We start from the raw sequence: 10,626 nt of genomic DNA on the forward strand, positions 1-10,626 counted from the left end.
CGCCGGTCACCGTCCGGCCGGCTCGGCAGCCGGCTCCGGGGCGGTGACCGGCCCGCCCGCCAACACGTACGGGCGCGACCGGTAGTCCTCGATCGCGGCGGCCAGCCGCTGCTCGGGCACCGCGGTGTCCCGACCACCGACCACCGGCGCCGGTTCCAGCGACTGCCACCTGACCGGTCGCAGCCGTACGCCGTTCAGCCGGCCCTCCCGCTTGTGCAGGCTGACCCGGTCGATGTTCGACCAGTCGTAGGACTGGCTGCCGTAGCGGATCCCGCTGGCGGTGAGCGCCAACCGGCCGGTGAACCGCGCCTCCTGGTAGGCGATCCGTCCCACCGCCGCCGCCGCGCCGAGGACCAGCAGTGTCCGGACGATCCGGCCCCACTCCCGGTCGGTCGGGAACGACGAGATCATCACCAGCGTCGCCCCGGTCAGCACGGCCAGGTCCGCCACGAGGTCCGTCCAGCCGGCCAGCGACCGGCCGGCCACCAGTCCGGGCTCGACCGCGTCCCGGCCGGCCACCCGGGCCGTCCAGGCCAGCCGGCCGTTCCGCCGCGGCCGCCAGCGCCGTCCCAGTTGGTGCACGCCGAACATCAGCCAGGCGACGCAGGCGAAGCTGTCGAAGGTGGTGGACCGGGTCAGCGCCAGCAGTGGCGCGACCACCGCCGCCGTGACCGCCGCGGCGACGGCCAGGGAGAGCAGCCGACGCGACCAGAGCCCGTCCCGGGCCGGGGGCAGGCGCGGCGTCCGCAGCAGAGGCATGGGCGCAGGGTACGGTCCGGCCGCCAGCATGTCCGTACCGCTTCGGGGCCGGTCCGTCCCGCCGTGGAGGCCGCGCTTCACGCTGGCCTTCGCGCCCGCCGGAGATCGCGCTCGAGGCCCAGCCCGATCTGATCTTCGGACCGGACGGGTCGGCCGACTGAAAAGGCCGTTCAGCCCAGCCGGGTCAGCCCGGCGGCGGCGCGCTCCACGATCAGGCAGCGGTCCTCGACGTAGTCCATGCCCGCCTCCTCGGCGATCCGCCGCGCCTGCGCCGAGACGATGCCCAGTTGCAGCCACACCGCCGGCGCGCCGATCGCCGCGGCGTCCCGGACCACCTGCACGGCGTCCGCCGCCGGCCGGAACACGTCCACCAGGTCGACCGGGTGCGGGATGTCGGCCAGCGACGCGTACGCCCGCTCGCCGAAGAGTTCGTCGACCGTCGGGTTGACCGGGATGATCCGCCAGCCGTACCGCTGCATCTGCAACGGCACGCTGTGCGCGGCCTTACGGGGGTCGCGGGACGCGCCCACGACGGCGATCACGGCCGAGTCGGCGAGGATCTGCTGAGCGGTACGCACCCGCCGACTCTAACCCCACCGGCGCGGTGGCCCGCCGGCTACAACAGCGACAGTTGCTCGGCGGCGGGCGGCGCCTCGGGGGTCGGCAGCCGCCGGTTGTCGCCCCGCTCGCCCCGGTGCAGCCCGTGCCTGCGCGCCGCGATCCGCACCCGCGCGGTCAACTCCCGCTGGTACGCCTGCGGCGCGTACGCGCCCGCCCGGTAGAGCTCGCGGTAACGCGGCACGAGGTGCGGGAACTCCCGGGCCAGCCAGTGCGCGTACCACTCGCGGGCGCCGGGGCGCAGGTGCAGCGCCATCGGCGTCACGCTGGCCGCCCCGGCCGCCGCCACCGCCGCCACCGTCGCGTCGATCGAGTCGTCGCTGTCGCTGAGCCCGGGCAGGATCGGCGCCATCAGCACGCCCACCTCGAAGCCCGCGTCGGTGAGCGCGCGTACCGCGTCGAGTCGCCGGCGCGGGCTCGGGGTGCCCGGCTCGACCGCCCGCCACAGCGCCTCGTCGACGAACCCCACCGAGTACGAGACGCCGACCCGGGTCACCTCGGCGGCCTGGCGCAGCAGCGGCAGGTCCCGCAGGATCAGCGTGCCCTTGGTCAGGATGGAGAAGGGGTTGGCGAAGTCGCGCAGCGCCTCGATGATCGGCGGCATCAACCGGTAGCGTCCCTCGGCCCGCTGGTAGCAGTCCACGTTGGTGCCCATCGCGATGTGCGCGCCGCGCCAACGCGGGGCGGCCAACTCGCGCCGGACCAGCTCGCCGGCGTTGACCTTGACGATCACCTTGCGGTCGAAGTCCGCACCCGCGTCGAGGTCCAGGTAGGTGTGGGTGTTGCGCGCATAGCAGTATTTACATGCATGGCCGCATCCCCGGTACGGGTTGATGGTCCACTCGAACGGCACGCGCGACGCGCCCGGCACCTTGTTGATGATCGATTTGGCCTGCACCTCGTAGAAGGTCATCCCGGCGAAGCCGGGGGTGTCGAAGGTGCGGGCGATCGCGCCGGGCAGCGCCAGCGGCAGGGGTGGAGTCGCCGGCGCCGACCCGTCGGGATGCCCCTCGTCCGGGGGAGCGGAGAGGTTCTCCCAGCGCATGACACTCATTCGAACATGTGTACGAGAAGAGCGCAAGTGACCCGCCGGACACCGGCTCCCGCCCGCCGGGCGGCGGGTGGAGGATGGAGCCATGGAGAGGTCGACCTTCGTCTACGACGGGGACTGCGCGTTCTGCACCCGGTGCGCCGAGTTCATCGAGCGGCGCATCCCGACCGGCGCCCGGGTGGTGCCGTGGCAGTTCGCCGACCTCGACGCCCTCGGGCTGACCGAGGCCGAGTGCGAGGAGGCGGTGCAGTGGGTCGGCGCCGACGGCTCCCGCGCCGCCGGGCCCGACGCCATCGCCCGGCTGCTCGGCGAGAGCGGTCCGCTGTGGCGGGTGGCCGGCGCGGGGCTGCGCGTCCCGCCGGTCCGCCTCGCCGCCTGGCCCGCGTACCGCTGGGTGGCCCGCAACCGGCATCGGCTTCCCGGTGGCACCGCCGCCTGCGCCCTGCCCCAGGAGGCGCGGGAGCGCCTGTACGGCCCGAGCGGCCGCCCCACCACCGACGCCTGACCCGCCGCCGGCGTCGCCGGGCTACGGCGTCGCCGGACCGACCGCCGGTGCCGGGCCGGCCGCCGGTGGCGCCGCAGCGGGTACGTCGTCGGGTGCCGGCCCCTGGTCCTCCGGTGCCGGCGAGTCCGGTGCCGGGCCGGTCGGCGCGGCGCCGTCGCGGCGACGGGTGATCAGTTGGCGGGCCCACACCACCGGCCTGATCCGCTCCAGCGGCAGGAAGCTCGTCAACGCCACCAGGTGTGGCGCGAACGAGATGGTGATCGTCGCGATGGTCACCAGGTGGAACGAGTAGAAGAAACCGACCGTGGCCACCCGCCAGCGCTCGGGCAGCAGGAACACCACCGGGCTGAGCAACTCGAAGGCGAGGATGCCGAACTGGGCGACGAGCAGCAGGTACGGCACCTGCGCGATCAGGTCGGCGAGGTCGGTGCCGCGCCGGATGATGGCCCGGGCGAGCACCGAGCCGGTCGCCCAGTCCAGCCCGCCGAAACGCAGCTTGGCCCAGGCGGCGAGGAAGTACGTGCAGATCACGGCGAGCTGGGTGACCCGCAGCGCCCAGCCGCCGGCCTCGGTGCGGGTCGGGTCGCCGTGCCGGGCGCGGCCGGCGGTGGGCAGGGCGACCAGCGCGACGAGGAGCCCGATCCGGTCGTGGTCGACCTTCCCGTAGCTCATCGCGATGATCATCCACTCGAGGTAGAGCGCGAAGACCGACCAGCCGAGCAGTCGTGGCGCGCGGCCGGTCGCGGCGAGCAGGGCCAGTGGCAGCAGCGTCCAGAAGATGGCCGCGACCATGGTGGGGGTTGGGGTGGGCAGCGGGAGCAGCCGGCCGATCAGCAACGGCTGGTAGAGCTCGCCCGGTACGTCGACCCGGGTGCGCACCCACGGGGTGAAGACGACCAGGTCGGCGGCGACGAAGAGGTAGACCAGGGTGCGGAAGGCGGCCACCCGACCGCGGGGGACCGCCTCGGTCAGCCAGTGGGTCACCGGGCCTCCTGCCAGCGCACCGTGGTCTCGTCGGTCCACCGTCCGGTGGGTCGGCCCTGGTGGATGCCGTACCAGCGGATCACGATGCGGACCTCGACCAGGTCCGGCGCGCCGGGGTGGCGTTCGGCGTACGCGTCGGCGACCTGCCGCAGCAGCGTCGGGTCGGCGGCGTAGCGGTCCTGCTGGCCCTCGATCTCGGCGCGGCGGATGCCGGTGGCGTCTTGGCCCAGCGCGATCACCGCGCCGGTGCGGTCGACACCCTCCACCCGGGTGTCGGGGGCGGGCGCGTTCGGTGGCTCCGACGTGGAGTACATCCGGAACGGCCCGAACGGGAAGTGGTCGTCGACCCCCCAGAGGGTGCCGGCGAGCAGCAGGGCCAGACCGAGCGCGGTCGCGCCCAGCCGGACCGCGCGGCCGCGGGGAGTCAACGTCTCCATCGGGTCGTGACGATACGGGACCGGGACGTCGCGACGGTGTCCCTGCGCGGTCTGCCGCTGGCCCTGCGTGTCGGCGGGTACGCCGATGGCCGGACCCCCTGGTGGGAGCCCGGCCATCGTGGGTGGTGCTCAGTGCTTGTGGTCGGCCAGCTGCTTGCGCACGTCGTCCATGTCGAGGGCCTGGACCTGCTCGATCAGGTTCTCCAGCGCCGACTCGGGCAGCGCGCCCGGCTGGGCGAAGACGATCACGCCGTCCCGGATCGCCATGATCGTCGGGATGGAGCGGATGTCGAACTTGGCGCCGAGCTCCTGCTGTGCCTCGGTGTCGACCTTGCCGAAGACGATGTCCGAATGCTTCTCCGAGGAGCGCTCGTAGACCGGGGCGAACCGCTTGCACGGGCCGCACCAATCGGCCCAGAAGTCGACCAGCACGATGCCGTCGCTCCCGGTCACCTCGTCGAAGTTGGCCGTGGTCAGCTCAACCGTTGCCATTGCACTCTCCGATCAGCGGATTGCTTTTTCGTCCCGTAGAACCAGGGCAGCCCCGCTTGAATTCCCGGCCCGGGCGGGCCGAAACCGGCGCGGCCCGGGGCGGGGCCGGCCGCGGGCCGGGAACCATCGAACCGCATCTGTCGATCCCGCGCTGCGGAACGCAAATGCACCACGCACTTGCGTCACCTCCCGTGATGGGAGCGTTTCCAAGGAGATCCACGCCACTGGCCGGTACGAATCGGTAACTTCAGCCTTGACAAGGGGTGATCGTGCGGCTAGAGATCGCATAGCACGATGCCGTCGACTACTCACAGTGATGTCACAAAACGGTAAATGTGACGTCCGTCTCTGTCGATGTGTACACCGCGTACGGCAGAATCTCTGGCATCAGAGCGTGGGCGGCGGGTGCCGGGGAGGGCCCCGCCGCTCATTGCGTCTCCCCCCGGATGCGCCCGGTGTGACATTTCCACTCGGCCTCCGCCCCCGTCATCGCCTTAACCACCGGTAAGGCATGCTGTGCCGAACTCCATCGCCGCCCGTCGAAGGGGACAAGGATGCAGTTCGGCCGCTACTTCGAGGAGTTCGAGGTCGGCGCGGTCTACCGGCACTGGCCCGGCAAGACCGTGACCGAGTACGACGACCACCTCTTCTGCCTGCTCACCATGAACCACCACCCGCTGCACATGGACGCGCACTACGCCGAGTCGGCGAGCCAGTTCAAGCGCAACGTGGTGGTCGGCAACTACATCTACTCGCTGCTTCTCGGCATGTCCGTGCCGGACGTCAGCGGCAAGGCGATCGCCAACCTCGAGGTGGAGTCGCTGCGGCACGTCGCGCCGACCTTCCACGGCGACACCATCTACGGCGAGACCACCGTGCTGGACAAGCGCGAGTCCGGGTCGAAGCCGGACCGGGGCGTCGTCGCGGTGGAGACCCGCGGCTACAACCAGGACGGCACCCTGGTCTGCGTCTTCCGGCGCAAGGTCATGGTCCCCAAGAAGGAGTACGCCGCCGCGGCGGTGCCGGACGGCGTCGACCCGGAGCGGCCGAGCTTCCCCGAGCCCCGCTGACCGCAGCCCCGACGGGGCCCCTTCCCGCCGTGTTCTGGTCGGGAAGGGGCCCTTTTCGCGATCCGGGGCATATGCTGACGCCGGAGGTCTGAGATGAGCCACTCCCTCGCCGGAGAGCCGCCCTCTGCCGGACGCCGTGCCGCACCGCTGACCACCGCCGTCTACTCCGCCGCCGAGTGGGACCTGCTCACCACCCTGCCCGGCCGGGTACTCGTGGCCGCCGCCTCCCCCACCCCCGGCCGCCCGCCCCGCGGCGTCGCCGCCGGGCTCGCCGGGCTCGACGCCGTCGCCGCCGGCCGGGCCTCCGACAGCGACCTGGTACGCGCCGTCGTCACCGCCATCTACGCCCGCCACGACGGGGCGCCGGCCCAGGCCGACCAGCTCACCGACCTGGTCGACCTCCTCGCCGCCTGCCGGGCCGCGGTACGCGTACTAGGCCGGCGGGCCGACCCGGCCGACTCGGCCGCGTACCGGCAGTGGGTGGAGTCGGTGGCCGCCCGGGTCTGCCGGGCCGGCGATCCGCCCGGTCCCGCCGACCGACGGTTGCTGGACCGGCTCGGTGGTGCCCTGGGGCTGCGGTGACCGGGGTGGCGTCCGGCGGTGCCCCGGCCGGCCGTACCCTCTTGTGACCGTGACCGAGGACCAGCTCGACGTGGGTGTCGGACCGTGGCCCGGCGACCCGCCGGACGACCCGCGCTACGACCCGGAGCTGCTCGCCGCCGGCGACCGGCGCAACGTCGTCGACCGCTACCGGTACTGGCGGCGCGAGGCCGTCGTCGCCGACCTGGACGAGCGCCGGCACGACTTCCACGTGGCGATCGAGAACTGGCAGCACGACTTCAACATCGGCGCGGTGGTCCGCAACGCCAACGCCTTCCTCGCCGCCGAGGTGCACATCGTCGGACTGCGCCGGTGGAACCGGCGCGGCGCCATGGTGACCGATCGCTACCAGCACGTCCGGCACCACCCGACGATCGAGGAGTTCGTCGCCTGGGCCGCCGGGCGGGATCTGCCGGTGGTGGGCATCGACAACCTGCCCGGCTCCCGGCCGCTGGAGACCACCACCCTGCCCCGCCGCTGCGTGCTCCTCTTCGGCCAGGAGGGACCGGGCCTGTCCGACCCGGCTCGCGCCGCCTGTGACCAGCTCTTCTCCATCGCCCAGTACGGCTCGACCCGGTCGATCAACGCCGGCGTGGCCAGCGGCATCGCCATGCACGCCTGGATCCGCGCCCACGCCGGCCCGCCGCCCGGCTGAGGTCGCCCAGGGCTCGCTGAACGGAAACGGCCGCTCCGCTTGACGGGCCGGTGGCAGGGGGCCACGGTGGGGATGTGAGTGTCGTGGTGAGTTGTCCGAGGTGCGCCGGGCAGGTCCGGCTCCCCGACCTGATGCACCCGGAGTCGCGGTGCGCGCGGTGCGGCCCGGTCGCGCCGCTGCACGTTCCGGAGAACATCGGAGCCGAGATCATGGCGAGCGTGGTGGACCGCGTCGTCGCCGACGAGAAGGCCGAGCGACCCCGGGTGCCGCTCTGGTGTCCGTGGCCGCTGCCGCAGGGTTGGACGGTCACCGGGGTCGGCTGGGCCGGGGACGACTCCTCCGGCGTACGGGCGACGGCGGTCGCCTGCGCCGGTCCGGCCCCGCTGGGCGGGGGACCGGCCGAACTCCTGCTGGTGGCCGAGGAGCCGGGCGTCGGGCTGGGCACCCGCTTCGCCGGGGTGTCCGGACCGGACCCGGGGCCCGAACTCGCGGAGGCGCTCACCGGCCCCGGCCCCGGGCTCGGCCACCCGGAGCACGTCGAGCCGGCCCGGATCAAGGTCGGCGGCCACCCCACTCCACTGTGGCTGGTGAATTCGGCGGCGGATCGAAGCGCGTACGCGGGCGAGGCTCGGGGAATGTGGCTGCATGCGATAGCCTGGCCGGCGAGCGCGGGTCACCTCCTCGCGGAAGACGTCGTCCTGCACGACCTTTCCGAGTGGACACCGCCCGAGCTCGTGTACGGCGCGCCGTCACCCAACCTGCACGGCAGGGCCTGACCGCCCTGACGGACTTGTCAGGGAACGGACGCAGATATTCACTGTACGACACCATACTGATACTCTGGGTGCCGCTGCGGTAAACGGACCCGGCCCCGCGCGAGAGGATGGCCCGCTATGGTCAAGAAGGTCCTCACCTGGGCCGGCGTCGCATTCTTGATCTTCTTCGTCGCCTACCGGCCGAACTCCGCCGCGGACGTCTTCAAGTCGCTCGGCGGCGGCATCATGGACATCGCCCAGGGCTTCGGCGACTTCTTCACCAGCCTCGTCGCCTGACCGCCCATGGGCAGCCCCTCCGGACCCCCCTTTGATCCCGACGACCCCGACCGGGAGCGCCGGGAGCGGGACACCGAGCCGATCCCGCGGTTCCGTCCCGACGACGGTCCGGGTTACGGCTCCGGCCCGGGCCTGGGTGACGGTCCGTCCCTTTCGGACGACATCGGCTACGGCGAGGGGCCGGGATACGCCGGTGAGGGCCGCTCCGGGCGGACCTGGGCGCGCGACCCGGAGGCCGGCTACCAGCAGGCCACCATCTCCGAGGAGGAGCTGGCCGGGCTGCGGGTGGACGCCTCCGGCATGCCGATGGGTCCCCGGCGGGTGCTGCCCCTGGAGGACGAGCCCAGCTCGCTGGTCGCCCGCTACCTCTTCCCCACCGAGCGCTACCGGGGCGAGTGGAAGCGGCACTGGATCCACCTCGCCACCCCGATCGTCGTCGGCGTCGCCGCGACCTTCATCCTCGGCTACCTCTCCGGCTTCCTCGCCGGGCAGGACGTCGGCGCCCTCACCACCGTCGCGGTGCTGCTCTGGTTCGCGGTGATGGGCTGGGTCGCCTGGCGGGTCGCCGACTGGTGGTACGACCGCTTCATCCTCACCAACAAGCGGGTCATGGTGGTCAACGGCATCATCACCCGCCGGGTCGCCATGATGCCGCTGGTCCGGGTCACCGACATGAAGTACGAGCAGACCCCGACCGGCCGCGCGCTCAACTACGGCACCTTCGTGCTGGAGTCGGCGGGCCAGGAGCAGGCGCTGCGGGAGATCAAGAATCTGCCCAACCCGAACGAGCTCTACCTGCGTGTGGTCGAGGAGATGTACGAGCCGCAGGCGGTCGAGGCGCGGCTGGGCAAGGAGGCCGACGAGGCCAAGGCCGACGACGGCGCCTGAAGCTTTTCGTCCGTTCATCGGAGGAACTGCGAACCTTTCGCCGTCGACCCCGCCGCCTCGGCCATGGCACCCTGCCTGCAGGGACGGGGTGCGGAGGTGACGTGTGGCCGAGCGGGATCCGCTCGAGGAGGAGTTTCGCGACTTCGTCGCGGCGCGCTCCAGTGCCCTGCTGCGCACCGCGTACCTGCTGGCGGGGGACTGGGCCACCGCCGAGGACCTGCTCCAGACCGCGCTGACCAAGACGTACCTGGCCTGCAAGCGGCTCGGCGGGATCGAGGCGATCGAGCCGTACGCCCGCCGGGTCATGGTCAACACCTCGACCAGCTGGTGGCGGCGGCGCTGGCACGGTGAACGCCCCACCGAGGTGCTGCCCGAGCGGGCCGGGGTCGACGAGATCGAGCAGCAGCTCGACCGGGACGTGCTCTGGCGGCACCTGACCGCGCTGCCCGCCCGGCAGCGGGCCGTGCTGGTCCTGCGCTTCTACGAGGACATGTCGGAGGCGCAGACCGCCGCGCTGCTGGAGATCTCGCCCGGCACGGTGAAGAGCCAGACCTCCCGCGCGCTGGCCACCCTGCGCCGTCGACTCGGCGAGGAGGCGGCCCGGGAACTGCCGGAGACGGCGACCCCGACCGGAGGGCGGCCGGCGTCGTCCGGGGCGGCTGCGGTCGTACCCCCGGAACCCGCCGGCCCACGGCGTGCCCCGCAGGCCGGGCGACCGGGGCGGACGGCCGGGAGCGGCGCGACCACCCCGTCGCCCCGCCCGGCCGAGGCCCGCGGTGCCGGCCGGGACGTGCCCGCCGGAACGGGTCGACGGCCCGAACTGCCCGTGCCCGGCGCCGTCCGCCCCCGGGCGGCCGTCCCGGCGGAGACCCGGTGAAGCCGACCCCGGCAGCCCGGGACAACCAGACCGGCGGCCCGGAGCGTCCAATGGCTGTGACGCAGGACGACCTGGAGCGGGCGCTGCGGGAGACCTTCTCCCGCCGGGTCGCCGTGCCTCCGCCGTTGGCCGCCGACCCGGCGGGGCTGGCCATCGGCCGGGCCCGGCGGATCCGTCACCGGCGGACGCTGACCGGGCTGTCGCTGGCGGCGGTCGCCACGGCGGCGGTGACCGCCGGGATGGCGCAGCTCGGGGGCCACCCCGGCCGCTCCACCACGCCCACCGTGGTGCTCGGCGACCCGCGCGGCGCGGCCACCGCGGCCGCCTGGCCGGTCGCCCCCGCCCCACCGGTCCCGCGCGCCGGGGGAGACGTCGAACTCATCGTCGGCGGTGCGCTGGTCACCGCCGAGGGAAAGCGGTACGACCTGGGCATCGGCCCGGTCGAACGGGCCCAGCGGCTGCCCGAGCACGGTGGCTGGCTGCTGGTGGGGGCACCCACCCCGGCCGGGCGCACCCTCTGGGTCGTGCCGTCCGGCACCGCCCCGCAGGTGCTGCTGGCCGGTGCCGAGGCGGTCGTGCTGAGCCCGGACGGCCGGCAGGTCGCCTGGCGGGACGGCGACGGGCTCTTCGCGGCCGGC

Annotated in this window: 14 protein-coding genes and 1 pseudogene; 9 read left to right on the forward strand and 6 right to left on the reverse strand. The window is 73.3% G+C overall.

Annotated elements, in window-relative coordinates; genetic code table 11:
• Nucleotides 1-6 precede the first annotated feature (6 nt).
• The 3 genes from KBX37_RS20080 to KBX37_RS20090 all read right to left on the reverse strand — a co-directional run bounded on the left by KBX37_RS20080 (nucleotide 7) and on the right by KBX37_RS20090 (nucleotide 2,422).
• A complete protein-coding gene (locus tag KBX37_RS20080) occupies nucleotides 7-759 on the reverse strand; it encodes a hypothetical protein (RefSeq protein WP_210777475.1) in 753 nt (250 codons plus the stop codon).
• 170 nt (nucleotides 760-929) lie between these two features.
• Nucleotides 930-1,337, reverse strand: coding sequence for a CoA-binding protein (locus KBX37_RS20085; RefSeq protein WP_088964111.1), 408 nt, complete (start codon nucleotides 1,335-1,337; stop codon nucleotides 930-932).
• 38 nt (nucleotides 1,338-1,375) lie between these two features.
• Nucleotides 1,376-2,422 (reverse strand): Rv2578c family radical SAM protein, encoded by a 1,047-nt coding sequence (locus tag KBX37_RS20090; RefSeq protein ID WP_210777485.1) that lies wholly within the window; start codon nucleotides 2,420-2,422, stop codon nucleotides 1,376-1,378.
• Between the two features lie 91 nt (nucleotides 2,423-2,513).
• On the opposite strand from KBX37_RS20090, the gene KBX37_RS20095 reads away from it, so the two are divergent.
• Nucleotides 2,514-2,933 (forward strand): thiol-disulfide oxidoreductase DCC family protein, encoded by a 420-nt coding sequence (locus KBX37_RS20095; protein WP_154939833.1) that lies wholly within the window; start codon nucleotides 2,514-2,516, stop codon nucleotides 2,931-2,933.
• 21 nt (nucleotides 2,934-2,954) lie between these two features.
• Here the strand turns inward: KBX37_RS20095 and KBX37_RS20100 are convergent, their stop codons facing one another.
• From KBX37_RS20100 to trxA, 3 genes are all read right to left on the reverse strand, one after another.
• The gene (locus KBX37_RS20100; protein ID WP_210777476.1) at nucleotides 2,955-3,917 is read right to left on the reverse strand and encodes an HTTM domain-containing protein; all 963 of its coding nucleotides are present in this window, start codon (nucleotides 3,915-3,917) and stop codon (nucleotides 2,955-2,957) included.
• Nucleotides 3,914-4,354 carry a hypothetical protein gene (locus tag KBX37_RS20105; protein ID WP_210777477.1) on the reverse strand — a complete coding sequence of 147 codons (441 nt, stop codon included), beginning with the start codon at nucleotides 4,352-4,354 and terminating at the stop codon, nucleotides 3,914-3,916. Before KBX37_RS20105 ends, KBX37_RS20100 begins: the two co-directional genes overlap by 4 nt.
• 129 nt (nucleotides 4,355-4,483) lie before the next feature.
• Complete coding sequence (gene trxA / locus KBX37_RS20110; RefSeq protein WP_210777478.1) at nucleotides 4,484-4,846, reverse strand: thioredoxin; 363 nt, start codon at nucleotides 4,844-4,846, stop codon at nucleotides 4,484-4,486.
• A 554-nt stretch (nucleotides 4,847-5,400) separates the two neighbouring features.
• Between trxA and KBX37_RS20115 the strand changes: the two genes are divergently transcribed.
• The 8 genes and pseudogenes from KBX37_RS20115 to KBX37_RS20150 form a co-directional block, all read left to right on the forward strand.
• Nucleotides 5,401-5,916, forward strand: coding sequence for a MaoC family dehydratase (locus KBX37_RS20115; protein WP_179802973.1), 516 nt, complete (start codon nucleotides 5,401-5,403; stop codon nucleotides 5,914-5,916).
• A 93-nt stretch (nucleotides 5,917-6,009) separates the two neighbouring features.
• Nucleotides 6,010-6,498, forward strand: a complete 489-nt coding sequence (locus KBX37_RS20120; protein ID WP_210777479.1) for a hypothetical protein — start codon at nucleotides 6,010-6,012, stop codon at nucleotides 6,496-6,498.
• A 49-nt stretch (nucleotides 6,499-6,547) separates the two neighbouring features.
• Entirely contained in the window at nucleotides 6,548-7,171 is a 624-nt protein-coding gene (locus KBX37_RS20125) for an RNA methyltransferase (RefSeq protein ID WP_210777480.1), read from the forward strand.
• 74 nt (nucleotides 7,172-7,245) lie between these two features.
• Nucleotides 7,246-7,947: a DUF6758 family protein gene (locus KBX37_RS20130; protein ID WP_307849131.1), complete on the forward strand. Its 702-nt coding sequence runs from the start codon at nucleotides 7,246-7,248 to the stop codon at nucleotides 7,945-7,947.
• 117 nt (nucleotides 7,948-8,064) lie between these two features.
• A complete protein-coding gene (locus KBX37_RS20135) occupies nucleotides 8,065-8,223 on the forward strand; it encodes a hypothetical protein (protein ID WP_170285364.1) in 159 nt (52 codons plus the stop codon).
• 6 nt (nucleotides 8,224-8,229) lie between these two features.
• A complete protein-coding gene (locus tag KBX37_RS20140) occupies nucleotides 8,230-9,111 on the forward strand; it encodes a PH domain-containing protein (RefSeq protein ID WP_210777481.1) in 882 nt (293 codons plus the stop codon).
• 103 nt (nucleotides 9,112-9,214) lie between these two features.
• A complete protein-coding gene (locus KBX37_RS34620) occupies nucleotides 9,215-9,988 on the forward strand; it encodes a SigE family RNA polymerase sigma factor (protein WP_307849132.1) in 774 nt (257 codons plus the stop codon).
• Between the two features lie 50 nt (nucleotides 9,989-10,038).
• Nucleotides 10,039-10,626, forward strand: a pseudogene (locus KBX37_RS20150) (hypothetical protein); the annotation flags it as partial.

The sequence above is a fragment of the Micromonospora sp. U56 genome (assembly GCF_018070095.1).
Classification (GTDB): domain Bacteria; phylum Actinomycetota; class Actinomycetes; order Mycobacteriales; family Micromonosporaceae; genus Micromonospora; species Micromonospora purpureochromogenes.

Coding starts and splice junctions, on each gene's coding strand:
- KBX37_RS20080 (WP_210777475.1), bottom strand. CDS start 759: ATGCCTCTGCTGCGGACGCCGCGCCTGCCCCCGGCCCGGGACGGGCTC.
- KBX37_RS20090 (WP_210777485.1), bottom strand. CDS start 2,422: ATGCGCTGGGAGAACCTCTCCGCTCCCCCGGACGAGGGGCATCCCGAC.
- KBX37_RS20095 (WP_154939833.1), top strand. CDS start 2,514: ATGGAGAGGTCGACCTTCGTCTACGACGGGGACTGCGCGTTCTGCACC.
- KBX37_RS20105 (WP_210777477.1), bottom strand. CDS start 4,354: ATGGAGACGTTGACTCCCCGCGGCCGCGCGGTCCGGCTGGGCGCGACC.
- trxA (WP_210777478.1), bottom strand. CDS start 4,846: ATGGCAACGGTTGAGCTGACCACGGCCAACTTCGACGAGGTGACCGGG.
- KBX37_RS20115 (WP_179802973.1), top strand. CDS start 5,401: ATGCAGTTCGGCCGCTACTTCGAGGAGTTCGAGGTCGGCGCGGTCTAC.
- KBX37_RS20120 (WP_210777479.1), top strand. CDS start 6,010: ATGAGCCACTCCCTCGCCGGAGAGCCGCCCTCTGCCGGACGCCGTGCC.
- KBX37_RS20135 (WP_170285364.1), top strand. CDS start 8,065: ATGGTCAAGAAGGTCCTCACCTGGGCCGGCGTCGCATTCTTGATCTTC.
- KBX37_RS20140 (WP_210777481.1), top strand. CDS start 8,230: ATGGGCAGCCCCTCCGGACCCCCCTTTGATCCCGACGACCCCGACCGG.